Annotated in this window: 18 protein-coding genes and 1 pseudogene; 17 read left to right on the top strand and 2 right to left on the bottom strand. The window is 67.7% G+C overall.

The genetic code is table 11. From position 1 onward, the window contains the following. Window positions 1-6: 6 nt before the first annotated feature. From AC25ND_RS10135 to AC25ND_RS10065, 15 genes are all read left to right on the top strand, one after another. Window positions 7-1,494: a cytochrome c/ABC transporter substrate-binding protein gene (locus AC25ND_RS10135; protein WP_238348168.1), complete on the top strand. Its 1,488-nt coding sequence runs from the start codon at window positions 7-9 to the stop codon at window positions 1,492-1,494. 21 nt (window positions 1,495-1,515) lie between these two features. Further along, a complete protein-coding gene (locus tag AC25ND_RS10130) occupies window positions 1,516-2,157 on the top strand; it encodes a SurA N-terminal domain-containing protein (RefSeq protein WP_028688947.1) in 642 nt (213 codons plus the stop codon). A gap of 239 nt (window positions 2,158-2,396) precedes the next feature. Next, a complete protein-coding gene (locus AC25ND_RS10125; protein WP_028688946.1) occupies window positions 2,397-2,930 on the top strand; it encodes a response regulator in 534 nt (177 codons plus the stop codon). 54 nt (window positions 2,931-2,984) lie between these two features. Continuing rightward, window positions 2,985-4,676, top strand: coding sequence for a GspE/PulE family protein (locus AC25ND_RS10120; RefSeq protein ID WP_182324267.1), 1,692 nt, complete (start codon window positions 2,985-2,987; stop codon window positions 4,674-4,676). Further along, window positions 4,657-5,439 (top strand): hypothetical protein, encoded by a 783-nt coding sequence (locus AC25ND_RS10115; RefSeq protein ID WP_182324269.1) that lies wholly within the window; start codon window positions 4,657-4,659, stop codon window positions 5,437-5,439. The genes AC25ND_RS10120 and AC25ND_RS10115 overlap by 20 nt, the downstream gene beginning before the upstream one ends. Window position 5,440: 1 nt before the next feature. Next, window positions 5,441-5,983 carry a PilN domain-containing protein gene (locus tag AC25ND_RS10110; RefSeq protein WP_028688943.1) on the top strand — a complete coding sequence of 181 codons (543 nt, stop codon included), beginning with the start codon at window positions 5,441-5,443 and terminating at the stop codon, window positions 5,981-5,983. Beyond that, window positions 5,970-6,521, top strand: coding sequence for a type 4a pilus biogenesis protein PilO (gene pilO / locus AC25ND_RS10105; protein WP_028688942.1), 552 nt, complete (start codon window positions 5,970-5,972; stop codon window positions 6,519-6,521). The genes AC25ND_RS10110 and pilO overlap by 14 nt, the downstream gene beginning before the upstream one ends. Continuing rightward, window positions 6,521-7,021, top strand: a complete 501-nt coding sequence (locus AC25ND_RS10100; RefSeq protein ID WP_062363192.1) for a hypothetical protein — start codon at window positions 6,521-6,523, stop codon at window positions 7,019-7,021. Before pilO ends, AC25ND_RS10100 begins: the two co-directional genes overlap by 1 nt. Beyond that, window positions 7,018-8,895 carry a secretin N-terminal domain-containing protein gene (locus AC25ND_RS10095; RefSeq protein WP_088852842.1) on the top strand — a complete coding sequence of 626 codons (1,878 nt, stop codon included), beginning with the start codon at window positions 7,018-7,020 and terminating at the stop codon, window positions 8,893-8,895. Before AC25ND_RS10100 ends, AC25ND_RS10095 begins: the two co-directional genes overlap by 4 nt. Beyond that, window positions 8,892-9,365, top strand: a complete 474-nt coding sequence (locus tag AC25ND_RS10090) for a type II secretion system protein (RefSeq protein WP_088852841.1) — start codon at window positions 8,892-8,894, stop codon at window positions 9,363-9,365. The genes AC25ND_RS10095 and AC25ND_RS10090 overlap by 4 nt, the downstream gene beginning before the upstream one ends. A 5-nt stretch (window positions 9,366-9,370) precedes the next feature. Next, on the top strand, window positions 9,371-9,745 hold the full coding sequence (locus tag AC25ND_RS10085; protein WP_028688938.1) for a type II secretion system protein: 375 nt from the start codon (window positions 9,371-9,373) through the stop codon (window positions 9,743-9,745). Continuing rightward, on the top strand, window positions 9,720-10,238 hold the full coding sequence (locus tag AC25ND_RS10080; protein ID WP_028688937.1) for a type II secretion system protein: 519 nt from the start codon (window positions 9,720-9,722) through the stop codon (window positions 10,236-10,238). The genes AC25ND_RS10085 and AC25ND_RS10080 overlap by 26 nt, the downstream gene beginning before the upstream one ends. Beyond that, a complete protein-coding gene (csgE, locus tag AC25ND_RS10075) occupies window positions 10,235-10,630 on the top strand; it encodes a curli production assembly/transport protein CsgE (protein WP_028688936.1) in 396 nt (131 codons plus the stop codon). Before AC25ND_RS10080 ends, csgE begins: the two co-directional genes overlap by 4 nt. Continuing rightward, window positions 10,627-11,046 (top strand): curli assembly protein CsgF, encoded by a 420-nt coding sequence (locus AC25ND_RS10070; protein WP_028688935.1) that lies wholly within the window; start codon window positions 10,627-10,629, stop codon window positions 11,044-11,046. Before csgE ends, AC25ND_RS10070 begins: the two co-directional genes overlap by 4 nt. Window positions 11,047-11,078: 32 nt before the next feature. After that, complete coding sequence (locus AC25ND_RS10065) at window positions 11,079-11,930, top strand: CsgG/HfaB family protein (protein ID WP_028688934.1); 852 nt, start codon at window positions 11,079-11,081, stop codon at window positions 11,928-11,930. 15 nt (window positions 11,931-11,945) lie between these two features. Here the strand turns inward: AC25ND_RS10065 and AC25ND_RS10060 are convergent, their stop codons facing one another. Then, entirely contained in the window at window positions 11,946-12,182 is a 237-nt protein-coding gene (locus AC25ND_RS10060) for a winged helix-turn-helix transcriptional regulator (RefSeq protein ID WP_232853805.1), read from the bottom strand. Window positions 12,183-12,212: 30 nt separating this feature from the next. On the opposite strand from AC25ND_RS10060, the pseudogene AC25ND_RS10055 reads away from it, so the two are divergent. Beyond that, window positions 12,213-12,518, top strand: a pseudogene (locus AC25ND_RS10055) (ester cyclase); the annotation flags it as partial. Window positions 12,519-12,527: 9 nt separating this feature from the next. Here AC25ND_RS10055 and AC25ND_RS10050 read toward each other — a convergent pair. Further along, entirely contained in the window at window positions 12,528-13,502 is a 975-nt protein-coding gene (locus AC25ND_RS10050; RefSeq protein WP_236248071.1) for a polysaccharide deacetylase family protein, read from the bottom strand. Between the two features lie 108 nt (window positions 13,503-13,610). On the opposite strand from AC25ND_RS10050, the gene AC25ND_RS10045 reads away from it, so the two are divergent. Beyond that, window positions 13,611-14,489 carry a LysR family transcriptional regulator gene (locus AC25ND_RS10045; protein WP_236248072.1) on the top strand — a complete coding sequence of 293 codons (879 nt, stop codon included), beginning with the start codon at window positions 13,611-13,613 and terminating at the stop codon, window positions 14,487-14,489. Window positions 14,490-14,533: the final 44 nt, after the last annotated feature.

Genomic DNA, 14,533 nt, shown 5'->3' with positions numbered 1-14,533 from the left:
TTGGTCATGCTCATGATGGGGTGGTGCCTGTGCGGGGCGGTGCAACTGAGCGAACAGGAACTCGCCGGCAAGCGCCTCTATCGCGAAGGCGTCTCCAGCAGCGACGCCCAGTTGCTGGCCCGGGTGGGGCCGGGGGACATGAGCGTGCCGGCCAGCGTGCTGCCGTGTGCCAGTTGCCACGGCAACGACGGGCGCGGCCGCAGTGAGGGCGGGGTGCGCCCGCCGAGCCTGGACTGGCAGCGCCTGGCCCTCGGCACGGGCGATCGCGAGGCCAACAACCGACGCTATCCGGCCTATACCGAAGCCAGCCTGGCGCGGGTCGTGCGCAGTGGGGTCGATCCTGCCGGCAATCGGCTGGACCCGGCCATGCCGCGCTTCGAGCTGAGCCTGGCCGACCAGCGCAACCTGGCGGCCTACCTCAAGCGCTTGGACGAAGACCGCGATCCGGGCGTGGAGGAGAGCACCTTGCGCTTGGGTACCTTGCTCCCCGAACAGGGCCCGCTGGCCGAGACCGGACGGACGGTGAGGGCGGTGCTGGAGGATGGCGTCGCACAGCTGAACCAGGCGGGGGGCATCCATGGCCGCCGCTTGCAGCTGATTGCGCTGGACCCGGGACCGGATTCGGCCAGTACCGCGCAGGCGCTGGGCCAGTTGATCCAGCGTGAGCGGGTTTTCGCCCTGATTGCGCCCGTGGCACCGCAGCTCGACAGTCGCCAGCTGGAACAGGCGGGCCTGCCGCTGATCGGCGCCACGCCGCGCAGTGGCGGCAGCGCTCAGGTATTCGACCCTTTACCGGGCGTACCCGAGCAATTGCTCAGCGTGGCCCTGCATGCCCGCGATAGCCTTGGCCTGGCCCGCGATGCCGTGCAGTTGGTCTATGCCGGCGAAGACCAGGTCGAGGCGGCGCAGGTCGTACAGCAGCGTTTGCGCCAGTTGGGCTTTACCGGCGTATCCGCGCAAGCGTTCACGGGCCAGGCGCTGGCGGGCGAGGGCATCGTCTTCCTGGGGCGCGCCCAGGGGTTTGCCGAGCTGGCCGCCAGTCTGCAGGCCGGCGGGCGCAAACCCTACCTGCTTGCCGCGTCGAGCCAGGTGGCCGGTGCCGTGCCGGGGCTGGCACCGGCTTGGTCGCGGCGGGTGCTGCTGGCCTATCCGTTCGTGCCCGGCGACTGGACCGCTCGTGGCCGGGAGACCCTGGCCGGCGTGCAGCAGCGCCAGGGGCTGGAGCCACGTCAGGCGTCATTGCAGGTCAGCACGCTGTGCGCCTGGCAGTTGCTGGTCGAAGCGCTGAAACAGGTGGGACGCGACGCCAGCCGCGAACAACTGCTCGGCGCCCTGGAACAGTTGCATGACGTCGACACCGGCCTGACACCGCTGCTGGGCTTCGGCCCCGGACGTCGCCAGGGCATGGCCGGCGCCCATGTGGTGGCGGTAAGCCTGCCGGGGCCGAGCTTTGCCGAGGTGGCGCCGTACCGTCCGGTACCGGACACACCATGACCCTTTCAGGAGTGGATCACCATGCGCGTACTGATTGCCTGCCTGCTGTCATTGCTTGCCCTGGCAAGCCACGCCGACACGCCAGTGGCGCGGGTCAATGGCGTGGATATCGGCGTGCTGCGCCTGGAGCACTACTTCAGCGAATACCTCCAGGCCCAGGGGCGGGCGGTGGCGAGCATCCGCAACCCCAACCTGTACCAGCGTCTGCGCGAGCAGGCCCTGGATGAGCTGATCGACAAGGAGCTGCTGTGGCAGGAGGCCCAGCGCCAGGGTATCGAGGTCAGTGACGCGCAGGTGACGGCGCGGGTCGGCGAGGTGGAGGCGGCCTTCGGCAGCCCGGCGGTGTTCGAGCGGCGGCTGGAGGAGGCGGGCTTCGATCGGCGCAGCTTCGCTGACTACACTCGACAGGAGATGGCCGCCCAGCAGGTCTACGCCCGTTTGACGGCGGTGGCGTCGCCCAGCGAAGCCGAGGTGGCGGCCTTCCATCAGGCCAATGGGCAAAGACTGCAAGGGATGCAGAACCAAAGTGATAATACTTCTGTCTCATCTGAACACGGCCTGCGCCTGGCCAGGGATGCGCTTGTCGCGCAATTGCAGGCCCAGGCGCGGCAAGCAGTGCGCCAACGTTTGCGTGATTCCGCTACAGTGGAGCGCGCCGACTGAAGGGACGCCAAGGCGATTCCCCATTGTTGGGGAATGCCCCAAAGGCAAAGTGCCATCAGCTTCCCCGGTTGTGGGGGAAGGTCTGCCGGCACGACCTGAAATGGATTGAAAGCTACAACGATATCAATGACTTGAAAGCGGTGCGCAATGACTTTTCATGCCTGGCACGAAGCCTGCTCAAGCCTCTACAAGGCCGCACTTCGCAGACCGGGGAACCGGGCAGTTCATGGGAGTGGACCTTGGTGAACAGAGTATTGGTAGTCGATGACGAACAGACCCTTGCGCAGAACCTGCAAGCGTATCTGCAGGCGCAAGGCCTGGAGGTCCATCTCGCCCACGACGGTACTGCGGGTATCGAACTGGCCGAGCAACTGGCACCGGACGTGATCGTGCTGGATTACCGCTTGCCCGACATGGAGGGGTTTCAGGTCCTGGAGACCGTGCGCAGGAACAGGTCGTGTCATTTCGTGCTGATCACCGCCCACCCGACCGCCGAGGTCCGTGAGCGCGCCGCCGAGCTGGGTGTGACCCATGTCCTGTTCAAGCCGTTCCCGCTGATGGAACTGGCCCGCGCCGTCTTCGACCTGATGGGCATCGAGCGCCAGCGCAGGAGCACCGACCAGCCGGCCGCGGGGTTCGTCGAACGACGCCAGAACAGGAACGAATCGTTCCCCTTGCAGTTGTACGATGGCAGCTGGGTGCTGGCCGACCGCCGACGCAACGGCGCCAAGCCAGGCGAACCTGACGACGAACAACTGCTCACCGGGGAATAGCGGCGCCCAAGGTCCCCCAGCCTGCGGCGCCGCCCCTGAGCGGAGTCGCAGGCCATGTCCCAGGCATTCGATGCAGATTCATCGCTACCCACGATCGCTGGCTACCCCCGTGACCTCCTGGCCCAGGCCCGCCAGCAAGCCGGCGAAGAGCGCTTGCTGGCCTGCCTGGAGCGGCTCTCCCGCGACACGCCCAGCACCTTCACCCAGCGCCTGGCCATCACCCTGCATTACCCGGTGCTCGCCACCCAGACCTTGTTCGCCTGCGCCCCGGCCTTCGACCTGGTCAGCCTGGCGCAATGCCTGAAGCGTGAATTCGCCCTGGTCGAGCACGATGGCGAGCGCCTCGGCGTGTTCGCCGACCCCTTCGACAGCGCCCGCCTGGCCTGGATCGACGACTGCCTGCAGGGCGCGCCGCTGTACCTGGTCCATGCCGCCGACCTGGCCGCATTCCTGGCCCGCCACGAAGAGAGCTTCCACGCCGTCGACGCCCTCGGCCACGACGCGGAGGCCGGCGGCGAGGCCGACCCGCTGCAGCGCCTGTCGCTGACCAGCATCAGCGAAGACCAGAGCCGGGTGGTCAAGCTGGTCAACTCGACCCTGTACGACGCCCTCAAGCTGCACGCCAGCGACATCCACTTAGGCATGACCGGCCAGGGCCTGACCATCAAGTACCGCATCGACGGCGTGCTCAACGGTGCCGGCAAGGCCAGCGGCAGTGCCTTCGCCGAGCAGGTGATCTCGCGGATCAAGGTCATGGCCGAACTGGACATCGGCGAAAAGCGCGTCCCCCAGGACGGGCGCTTCAAGGTGGCCATCGGCGAGCGGCAGATCGACTTTCGCGTCTCGATCATGCCAAGCATCTTCGGCGAGGACGCGGTGCTGCGGGTGCTGGACAAGCAGGACCTGTCCGACCAGGTCAGCGGCGTGCAGTTGCAGGCCCTGGGTTTCGAGGAACACACCCTGCGCGCCCTGCGCCGGCTGGCCAGCGAGCCCTACGGCATGATCCTGGTCACCGGGCCCACCGGCAGCGGCAAGACCACCACGCTGTACGCCATGCTCAGCGAGATCAACCACGGCGTCGACAAGATCATCACCATCGAGGACCCGGTCGAGTACCAGCTGCCCGGCGTGCTGCAGATCCCGGTCAACGAGAAGAAGGGCCTGACCTTCGCCCGCGGCCTGCGCTCGATCCTGCGCCACGACCCGGACAAGATCCTGGTCGGCGAGATCCGCGACCCGGACACCGCGCAGATCGCCGTGCAGTCGGCGCTCACCGGGCATCTGGTGTTCACCACCATCCACGCCAACAACGTGTTCGACGTGATCGGCCGTTTCAGCCAGATGCAGGTCGACCCCTATAGCTTTGTCTCGGCGCTCAACGCCGTGCTGGCCCAGCGTCTGGTGCGCCTGGCCTGCGTGCATTGCGCGGTGCCCTGCGAGCCCGACGACGAACTGCTCGCCGCCTCGGGCCTGGCCCGTGACGCGGTGGCCGGCTGGCGCTTCGTGCGCGCCCAGGGTTGCGGCCAGTGCCGTGGCAGTGGCTACCGCGGGCGCAACGCCATCGCCGAGCTGCTGCACCTGGACGACGACCTGCGGCAGATGATCGTCGAACGCCGCCCGCTCGCGCAGATCAAGCAGCTGGCCTGCCAACGTGGCCTGCGCCTGCTGCGCGCCTCGGCCCTGGACCTGGTCCGTGACGGCCGCACCACACTCGAGGAGATCAACCGTGTCACATTTATCGCCTGATCGGTACTGCGCCGTGCTCGGCGCCGAGAGTGTCGGCCTGGGTCGCTGGCACGGTCATCAACACCAGTGGCTGGGCAGCCGCGCCTTCAGTTGCGACGCCACCCAACCCGCCTGGGCCCCGGCCCTGGAGGCCCTGGCCGGCCTGCTCGGCGAGCACCCGGCACGCGGTGCGCAACTGCGGGTGCTGCTCTCGGCCCGCTACAGCCGCTTCTGCCTGGTGCCCTGGAGCGACGCCATCGGTACCCCGGGCGAGCTGGACACCTACGCCCGGGCCTGCTTCGAACACCTCTACGGCCAGGCCCTGGACGACTGGCGCATCGTGCTGTCGCCGGAGCCGGCGGGTGCCGCGCGCATCGCCACCGCGCTGCCCGAGGCGCTCCTTCAGGGCCTGCAGGCCCTGGGCCGGGAAAGCCGTCTGAGCCTGCGCTCGGTGCAGCCTTACCTGATGGCCGCCTACAACCGCTGCTCGGCGCAGTTGGCCCAGGGCGACTTCCTCTTCGTGCTTGCCGAGCCGCGCCGCAGCGTGCTGCTGCTGGCCGCCGGCGGTGCCTGGCAACAGGTGCTGGCCCAGGGCTGTGCCGACAGCGACCAGGCCCTGCAGGCGCTGATCGAGCGCACGTGCGAGCTGTACGGCGAGCAGCCGCCGCGGGTGTACCTGCATGCGCCGGGGCGCACGGCGGCCTCGCACCTGGCGGCGGTGCAGCTGTGCGCGCCGAGCGCCGAGGCCGACCCGTTGTGCGCCATGTGGCGGGCGGTGGCCTGAGATGCGCCGCCTCGACCTGGAATTCCAGCCCCGTCACAGCAGCCCCCTGGCCTGGTCGCTGCTGGCCCTGGGCGGTGCCGTGCTGGCGGTGCTGCTGCTGGCCCAGCAGCAACTGGTGAGCGAGCAGGTGGACCTGGAAGGCCGCGTGCATCAGCTCGAACTCAAGCTCGGCCGGCGCCCGGCCACCGCTGCCGTGCAAAGCAGCGCGGTGATCCGCGAGCAGGCCGAGCGCCTGGCACAGATGCGCAGCGTCTCGCAGCAGCTTCAGCGGCCCTGGCAGCAGCTGTTTGCCATGCTCGAGGCGATGCCGCAGGAAGACGTGGCGCTGCTCAGCCTCACCCCTGACGCGCGCAAGGGCCAGGTTCGCATCAGTGCCGAGGCGCGCAACCTCGAAGCGATGCTGCAGTACCACCAGCGCCTGGAACGCAGCAGCGAGCTGTCCGATGTGTCGCTGCTCAACCATGAGGTGCTGGCCGGGCAAGCCGAGCATCCGGTGCGTTTCAACCTCACTGCCACCTGGGAGACCGGCCATGCGCGTCCCTAGCCTGATCGTCCATGAAACGCTGCGGCGCCTGGGCCGGGCAGGGCTGGCCGCACTGCTGGTCGGCGTCCTGGCGCTGGCCGTCTGCCTGGCCGGGGTGCTGCCACAGTGGCAGACAGTGCGCGAGCTGCGCGCCAGCGAGGCCGACGCCAGCGCCCAGGTGCAGCGTCTGGCGCGTGGCGAGCTGAAGGTCCAGGCCCGGCCCGAGCAACAGGCGCTGGACGAACTGCGCCAGCAGCTGCCCGGCCAGCCTCAGGCCAGCGAACTGATCGAGCGCCTGTACCACCTGGCCAGCGCCGAGCGCATCAGCCTGTCCCGCGGTGAATACGCCCTGGGGGTGGACCCCAAGACCCAGTTGGCGCGCTATCAGATCGTCCTGCCGGTACGCGGCAGCTACCCCCAGATCCGCGGCTTCCTCAAGGCGCTGATCGGCCAATTGCCGACCCTGGTGCTGGAAGACCTGGAGCTGCAACGCAAGCGGATCGGTGACCGGGAACTGACCGGTCGTGTGCGCATGACCCTTTACCTGTCGAGGTCGTGATGAACACTCAGCGTGCGGTGATGTGGGCAGGGTTCCTGGGGCTGAGCGCCGCGCTGGCGTGGGCGCCTGGGCACTGGTTCGGCCTGGAGGAAGAGGAGGCTGGTCCGATCGCGGGGCAAGCCCGTTTCCTCGCAACTTCCACCCACGTGGAAGCGGGCTCGCCCCGCGATGAGGCGGTAAGCCCCTCACGCGACCTGTTCCCCAGCCAGCAATGGACCCCACCCCAGGCCCTGGCCACCGTCACCGAACAACCCGTGGTCACCGCCCCGGTGACCGTCGCGCCCACCGCCCCGACGCTGCCGTTTCGCTTCATCGGCCGCATGGGCGAGCGCGACGACCTGCAGATCTTCCTGCAGAGCGGCGACAAGCTCTACGTCGTGCGCCAGGGCGATGTGATCGATGACACCTACCGTCTGGACCACGTCTCGGCCACCGAGCTGGGCCTGGTCTACCTGCCACTGCACCAGCCACAGACCCTGTCTGTCGGGAGCGCACCATGAAATCGTCGAAGTTGTGCAAGCCTGCGCCGTTCATGCTCCTGGCCCTGTGCGTGGCCATCGGCGGATGCGGCTCGAGCGCCGTGCGCAAGGACAGCCAGGAACTGATCAAGGAAGGCCAGTACGAGGCGGGGATCGCCCGCCTGGAGGAGGCCCTGCGCGAGGACCCGCGCGACACCGAACTGAACATCGCCCTGGCCCATGGCCGTCAGGCGGCGGTAGAGGCGCTGCTGACCCAGGCCGACAGCGACCGCGCGCGCCACGACTTCGCCGGCGCGCGCATGGGCTACGGCCGGGTGCTGACCATAGAGGCCAACAACCGCCGCGCCCAGGAAGGCATCCGCCAGCTGGAGTTGATCCGCACCCTAGACGATCGCGTCGCCCTCGGCCAGGCGGCGTTGCGCCAGGGCGACCTGTTCGGCGCCGAACGCTACATGCGCGAAGTGCTGCGCCTGGATCCGCAGAACCAGAAGGGCCAGACCCTGCGCAGCGACATCGAGAACGTCCAGGCGCGTACCGCCACGCCGTACCCGCAGCTGCGCAGCAAGCTGGAGCGCCCGGTGACCCTGGAGTTTCGCGATGCCGATCTCAAGACCATCTTCGAGGTGCTGGCCCAGGTCGCCGGGATCAACTTCATCTTCGACAAGGACCTGCGCCCGGACATGAAGGCCACCATCTTCGTGCGCGAGGTGCGCATCGAGGACGCCGTGGCCCTGTTGCTGGAGCAGAACCAGTTGCGCCAGAAGATCGTCAACGACAACACCCTGCTGGTCTACCCGGACTCACCGCAGAAGACCAAGGACTACCAGGAACTGGTCATGCGCACCTTCTACCTGACCAGCATCGACGCCAATACCGCGCTGAACATGGTCAAGACCATGCTCAAGACCCGTGACGTGTTCGTCGACGAGCGCCTCAACACCCTGACCATGCGCGACACCCCCGACGCCGTGCGCATGGCCGAGAAGCTGCTGCAGTCCCAGGACCAGTCCAACCCCGAGGTGGTGCTGGAGGTGGAGGTGATGGAGGTGGCCACCTCGCGCATCCTCGACCTCGGCCTGCAATGGCCCAACACCTTCGGCGTGCTGACCAGCGATGGCAAGTCGGTGAGCGTGCTCGACCAGCTGCGCGGCATCGACTCCAGCCGCATCAGCATCTCGCCGGCGCCACAGGCCAAGATCAATGCCCAGGACAAGGACATCAACACCCTGGCCAGCCCGGTGATCCGGGTCAGCAACCGCGAGCAGGCGCGCATCCACATCGGCCAGCGGGTGCCGATCATCAGCGCCACCTCGGTGCCCTCGACCCAAGGCCCGGTGATCACCGAAAGCGTCACCTATCTGGACGTCGGCCTCAAGCTCGAAGTACAGCCCACCGTGCACCTGAACAACGAGGTGGCGATCAAGGTGGCCCTGGAAGTGAGCAACGCCACGCCCCTGGAAGCGACCCGCCAGGGCACCATTCCGGTCCAGGTCGACACCCGCAACGCCCAGACCAGCCTGCGCCTGCACGACGGCGAGACCCAGGTGCTGGCCGGGCTGGTGCGCAACGACCACAACGCCAGCGGCAACAAGATCCCGGGGCTGGGTGACATTCCCGGCCTGGGTCGGCTGTTCGGCAGCAACAAGGACGACATGAGCAAGTCCGAACTGGTGCTGGCGATCACCCCGCGTATCGTGCGCAACCTGCCGTACCAGAGCCCGTCGGACATGGAGTTCGCCACCGGAACCGAGTCGGCCCTGCAGGTGCGCCAGCTGGCCCAGCCGGTGCCGGCCAGCGCCGTGCCCACCGAGTCCCCGGACGACGAGTCGCAGGGGGCGCCACGGGTGGAAGGGCAGATGGCGGTGGTGCCGGCCAGCCCGAGGCCACGGCCATGACACCCCGCCAGCAGGGCTTCAGCCTGATCGAGGTGGTGCTGACCCTGGCGCTGCTCGGGCTGCTCGCCAGCATGGCCGCGCCACTGACCGAAACCGTGGTGCGCCGGGGCAAGGAGCAGCAGCTGCGCGAGGCCCTGTACCAGATCCGCGACGCCATCGATGCCTACAAGCGCGCCTTCGACGCCGGCTACATCGAGAAGCGCCTGAACGCCAGTGGCTATCCGCCGAACCTGCAGGTGCTGGTAGACGGCGTGCGCGATGTGCGCAGCGCCAAGGGCGCGAAGTTCTACTTCCTGCGGCGCATCCCCCACGATCCGCTGCGCGCGGTCAAGGCCGACGACCAGGGCGACTGGGGCCTGCGCGCCTATGACAGCGCGGCCGAGAATCCGCGCGAGGGCGAGGACGTGTTCGACGTCTATTCCAAGGCCGCCGGCAAGGGCCTCAACAACGTTCCCTACGGGCAATGGTGACGGCGATGAAACCGAGCAAAGGCTTCACCCTCATCGAATTGCTGGTGGTGATGGCTATTATCGCCACCTTGATGACCATCGCCATGCCGCGCTACTTCAACAGCCTGGAGGCCTCCCGCGAGGCCACCCTGCGCCAGAGCCTGGCGGTGCTGCGCGAGGCCCTGGACCACTACTACGGCGACACCGGGCACTACCCCGATTCCCTCGACCAATTGGTGGAGCAGCGCTACCTGCGTAACACCCCGGTCGACCCGATCACCGAGCGCCGCGATGCCTGGCAAGTGGTGCCACCGCCTGAGGGCGTGGCCGGCGGGGTGGCCGACATCAAGAGTGGAGCCAGCGGGAGGGCGCGTGATGGCAGCCTCTATGCCGAATGGTGAAACCGGCTTCACCTACCTGGGCGTGCTGCTGCTGATCGCCGTCAGCAGCGTGGCCCTGGCGGCCACCGGCACCCTGTGGGCCACCAGCGTGCAGCGCGAGCGTGAGCGCCAGCTGCTGTGGGTGGGCGGTCAGTATGCCCAGGCCTTGCGCAGCTACTACCGCGCCTCGCCGGGCTTGGCCCAGTACCCACATGACCTGGGTGAACTGGTGGAGGACAACCGTTTCCCGGCACCGCAGCGTCACTTGCGCAGGCTCTATCCAGACCCAATCGGCGGTGAAGAATGGGGCCTGCTGCGCGCGGCCGATGGCCGCATCACCGGGGTGTACAGCCGCTCCGAGGCCACGCCGCTCAAACGCAGCGGTTTTGATGCCCAGTGGAGCGGTTTCGAGGGGCTGGAGCACTACAGCGACTGGCAGTTCGTCGCCGAGCAGGCGTTTGCCGAAAGCGCCGGCGGCGCCCGCCAGCACGCAGGCCCGGGAGAAGCGCCATGAAACGCCTGGCCGCGTTGTTGTGCCTGTGCCTGGCGCTGCTGCAGGGCCAGGCCCGGGCGGGCGCCGAGGACGAGATGATGGGATTTATCGTCGACAACACCATCTCGCACATCGGCCACGACTTCTATCACGCCTTCAGCGACCGGCTGCGCGCCACCAGCCGGCTCGACTTCAACCTGGTGGTGCGCGAACGCCCGGATGCCCGCTGGGGCAGCCTGGTGACGGTGGAGTACGAGCGCGAGGTGCTGTACCGGCGTTTCCTGCCGCCCAACACCACGCAACTCAACGACGAGGCCATCGCGGCCGCCGACCTGGTCAGGCAACAGATCGTTCAGCGCAAGCTGCAACGACTGCTGCAGGACACAACTGATCTTGAGAGGGACGAGCTATGAGCACCCACCTTGCACGACGCATCGCCGCCTGCCTGCTGGCTGCCGGCCTCGGTGGCCAGGCCTTGGCCACGGAGCTGGTGTACACCCCGGTCAATCCGTCCTTCGGCGGCAATCCGATCAATGGCACCTGGCTGTTGAACAACGCCCAGGCGCAGAACGACTACGACGATCCCGACCTCAAGGACCGCACTTCGGCGTTCGCCGGGACCTCGGCCCTGGAGCGCTTCAGCAACCAGCTCGAATCGCGCTTGCTTGGGCAACTGCTGGACACCATCAGCAACGGCAACACCGGCAGCATGTCCACCGACGCCTTCCTGATCGACGTCATCGACGATTCGGGGGCGCTGAGCATCAAGGTCACCGACCGGGCCACCGGGGAAGTCTCGATCATCGAGGTCAGCGGCCTGAACCCCTGAGAGGGACGGGTCTTTACTGGGGAGAGAACGCCATGAAACGCCTGCTGAGCACACTGCTGGTCCTCGCCGCCCTGGGTAGCCTGCACGGCTGCGGCCTGCGCGAGCCGATGCCCGCCGAACAGGACCCCGAGACCCCGACGCTGACGCCGCGGGCCTCGACCTACTATGACCTGGTCAACATGCCGCGGCCCCGCGGTCGGCTGATGGCGGTGGTGTACGGTTTCCGCGACCAGACCGGGCAGTACAAGCCGACCCCGGCCAGCTCGTTCTCCACCAGCGTCACCCAGGGGGCGGCGAGCATGCTGATGGACGCGCTCAACGCCAGCGGCTGGTTCGTGGTGCTGGAGCGCGAGGGCCTGCAGAACCTGCTGACCGAGCGCAAGATCATCCGCGCCTCGCAGAAGAAACCCGATGTGGCGGAAAACATCCAGGGCGAGCTGCCGCCGCTGCAGGCGGCCAACCTGATGCTCGAGGGCGGCATCATCGCCTACGACACCAACGTGCGCAGCGGCGGCGAGGGCGCCCGCTACCTGGGCATCGGCCTGTCCCGTGAATACCGGGTCGACCAGGTTACGGTCAACCTGCGGGCGGTGGACGTGCGCACCGGCCAGGTGCTGGCCAATGTGATGACCAGCAAGACCATCTACTCGGTCGGGCAGAACGCCGGGGTGTTCAAGTTCATCGAGTTCAAGAAGCTGCTCGAAGCCGAGGTGGGCTATACCACCAACGAGCCGGCGCAGCTGTGCGTGCTGTCGGCCATCGAAGCCGCGGTGGGGCACCTGCTGGCCCAGGGGATCGAGCGGCGGTTGTGGCAGGTAGCGGGGGATGGGGCGGGGGACAAGGCGGTGCTGGACAAATATCTGAGTCAGTATCAGCAGCCGTAAGCCGAGGTAACGCTCCTACAGGGGAAACGCATTGCGTGAGGATCCTGGATCCGGCTTCATATCATAGCGTTGCCGAGCCTGAACAATCGCTGGCATGTTCGACTCCGCCCAATGCGCCAGTTGCTCCACCGTGCTACCCAGTGTCGCGCCCAGTTCGGTCAGGGCGTATTCGACGGTGGGCGGTACGGTCGGGTGTACCTGGCGTTCCACCAGGCCATCGCGCTCGAGCTTCTTCAGGGTCTGCGACAGCACCTTCTGCGAGACGCCGGCGATATCCCGTCGACCCTGCCGCCGGGGCGGGCGCAGGGCGTTGAAGGGCCGCTGAAGGCTTCCCGGGCATTCCGCGCGGCGGTGCCGGACCTGCGCTGTGAGGTGCTGCAGATGATCGTCGCGGGCGACCGGGTCACCGCGGCGCTGCGCTTCACCGGCCACTTCACCGGCACGCTGGGCGAGCACCAAGGCCAGGGCCAAGCCATCGACTTCATCGCCATGGACATCTACCGCATTGCCGATGGCCGGATCGCCGAGGACTGGCACCTGGAGGACAACCTGGCGTTCATGCGCCAGGCGGGCCTGGTGGGGCGTTGAACCCTGTGATCAGCTAAACCCCCGAGGCGGATTGACCGGCGCGTCGTCCTGGGCCAGGGTCCAGCGAGCGATGTCGTCCTTGCGCATGAAGGCCACCCCGGCATGGCTGCGGGCGTAGGCGAAGAACTGGTCCAGCGCCCGCACCACGGTGGGCGTGCCGCCGATGCGGTCATGGGCCGACAGTGACATCAGCCGGCGGCGCTGGCTGCCTTCGGCGTACAGCACGTCGAACTCGTCCTTGAGCTCCTGCAGCAAGGCGGCGCCGGTCATCGCCGAGGATCCGGCGATGCGGCCGATGTCATTGTTGCGCAGGGTGTAGGGCACCACGGCGAACGGCTTGCCGCGCACCGGGGTGATCGAGGGCTCGTCACGGGCCAGGTCGTCGATGTGGTAGAGGAAGCCTAGGTCCTGGAGGATATTCAGGGTCTCGCGGGAGTGGCGCATCCAGAACGCGTTGAAGCCCAGCGGACGCTGCCCGGTGACGCGTTCAATGATAGCGCTGGCCTGCTCGTACTGGCGGCGCTCTTCTGCAGGCGTCAAGCTGTACTGGGGTGCCCAGTGCAGGCCGTGCCCGGCGGCCTCATGACCGCGCCGGACCACCTCGGCCGCCAGCTCCGGGTAGGCTTCAACAGCCTTGCCGACCATGTGCGAGGTGACTTTGATGCCGTGCCGGTCGAACAGCGCGAGCAGGCGCGGCACGCCTTCCAGCGGGCCGTAGCGGTACCAGCTGGGGGCTATGGTGTCGGGGTAGCGTGGGTCCAGTGGCGGGAAAGGGCTTTCGGCATGCTCCGGCTGCCCACCTGATTCGAACTGCAACGACACCGAGATCACCAGTTGCGCGCCGTTGGGCCAGAACACCTTGCCACCGCCGTTGCCGGGCGTCGTCCCGTTGCTGCTGCCGGGTTGGCTTGCCAGTGCCGCGCCCGCCGCCACGGCGATGCCGCCGGCGAGGGTGCCTTTCACGAAGTCTCTTCTGCTGGTCATCGGTTCGCTCCTGAGTGCGTGGGTTTCGATACCGGGCAGTGTAATTAGCGGAAAAATCGCTAATAATTAGCCTAAAGGCAAAATCATATTTCGGAAAAATCGAAAGCCATGCTGGATCAACTGGCGTTGTTCCTTACCATCATCGAAAAGGGCAGTCTGTCGGCGGCGGGCCGTGAACGCGGGCTGTCACCGGCCACGGTGTCCGAGCGTCTGTCGGCGCTGGAGGCGCATTACGGGGTGACGCTGCTGACCCGCAGCACCCGCTCGCTCAGCCTGACCGACGCCGGTCGCCTGCTGGCCGACGGCGCCCGGCGCCTGCTGGCAGAGGCCGAGGAGTTGCAGAGCCAGCTGCAGGACGGCCAGCAGAAGATCTCCGGGCTGGTGCGCCTGAGCGCGCCGGTGGACCTCGGCCAGCACTGCATCGTGCCGCTGCTCGACCGTTTCCTCGCTGAGCACCCCGACGTGTCGATCGACCTGGACCTGACCGACGGCTACGTCGACCTTGTCGGGCAGGGCATCGACCTCGCCATCCGCTACGGCACATTGGCCGACAGCGCCCTGCGCGCCAGACCCCTGGGCGACAACCGCCGGGTGGTGTGCGCCGCGCCCGACTACCTGCGCCGGCATGGCATACCGCTGCACCCGGACGACCTGGCGCGGCACGACTGCATCGTCATGCGCTTCGGCATCCACACCGAGCGAGTCTGGCCGTTCCGTCTGGGCGCGGCGGCGTATCCGGTCAGCGTGCGCGGCCGGCGCGTCGCCAACAACGGCGAGCAGGTGCGGCGCTGGGCCCTGGCCGGGCATGGCCTGTGCCTGAAGTCCCTGCGCGATGTGCAGGATGACCTGGACGAAGGCAGGCTGGTGGAGGTGCTGGGTGACTTCAGCGCCGGGCCGGTGGCGCTGCAGATCGTCTATCCGCCGACCCGGGTGCAACCGAGGCGGGTGCGGGCGCTGATGGAGGCGATCGTGGCGCAGCTTGGTTGAACAGGCCGCTCCTAGAGGGGATAGACAGTTGCCTGGCTGAACTA

This window comes from Pseudomonas sp. P110(2024), from assembly GCF_057480795.1.
The sequence above is the reverse complement of the archived record's forward strand: the minus strand, read 5'-3'. Positions and strand labels throughout refer to the sequence as shown.

What these genes read in the sequence shown, in the direction of transcription:
- AC25ND_RS10135 (WP_238348168.1), top strand. Translation starts at nt 7, where the DNA reads ATGCTCATGATGGGGTGGTGCCTGTGCGGGGCGGTGCAACTGAGCGAA.
- AC25ND_RS10130 (WP_028688947.1), top strand. Translation starts at nt 1,516, where the DNA reads ATGCGCGTACTGATTGCCTGCCTGCTGTCATTGCTTGCCCTGGCAAGC.
- AC25ND_RS10120 (WP_182324267.1), top strand. Translation starts at nt 2,985, where the DNA reads ATGTCCCAGGCATTCGATGCAGATTCATCGCTACCCACGATCGCTGGC.
- AC25ND_RS10110 (WP_028688943.1), top strand. Translation starts at nt 5,441, where the DNA reads ATGCGCCGCCTCGACCTGGAATTCCAGCCCCGTCACAGCAGCCCCCTG.
- pilO (WP_028688942.1), top strand. Translation starts at nt 5,970, where the DNA reads ATGCGCGTCCCTAGCCTGATCGTCCATGAAACGCTGCGGCGCCTGGGC.
- AC25ND_RS10100 (WP_062363192.1), top strand. Translation starts at nt 6,521, where the DNA reads ATGAACACTCAGCGTGCGGTGATGTGGGCAGGGTTCCTGGGGCTGAGC.
- AC25ND_RS10095 (WP_088852842.1), top strand. Translation starts at nt 7,018, where the DNA reads ATGAAATCGTCGAAGTTGTGCAAGCCTGCGCCGTTCATGCTCCTGGCC.
- AC25ND_RS10090 (WP_088852841.1), top strand. Translation starts at nt 8,892, where the DNA reads ATGACACCCCGCCAGCAGGGCTTCAGCCTGATCGAGGTGGTGCTGACC.
- AC25ND_RS10085 (WP_028688938.1), top strand. Translation starts at nt 9,371, where the DNA reads ATGAAACCGAGCAAAGGCTTCACCCTCATCGAATTGCTGGTGGTGATG.
- AC25ND_RS10080 (WP_028688937.1), top strand. Translation starts at nt 9,720, where the DNA reads ATGGCAGCCTCTATGCCGAATGGTGAAACCGGCTTCACCTACCTGGGC.
- csgE (WP_028688936.1), top strand. Translation starts at nt 10,235, where the DNA reads ATGAAACGCCTGGCCGCGTTGTTGTGCCTGTGCCTGGCGCTGCTGCAG.
- AC25ND_RS10070 (WP_028688935.1), top strand. Translation starts at nt 10,627, where the DNA reads ATGAGCACCCACCTTGCACGACGCATCGCCGCCTGCCTGCTGGCTGCC.
- AC25ND_RS10065 (WP_028688934.1), top strand. Translation starts at nt 11,079, where the DNA reads ATGAAACGCCTGCTGAGCACACTGCTGGTCCTCGCCGCCCTGGGTAGC.
- AC25ND_RS10050 (WP_236248071.1), bottom strand. Translation starts at nt 13,502, where the DNA reads ATGACCAGCAGAAGAGACTTCGTGAAAGGCACCCTCGCCGGCGGCATC.
- AC25ND_RS10045 (WP_236248072.1), top strand. Translation starts at nt 13,611, where the DNA reads ATGCTGGATCAACTGGCGTTGTTCCTTACCATCATCGAAAAGGGCAGT.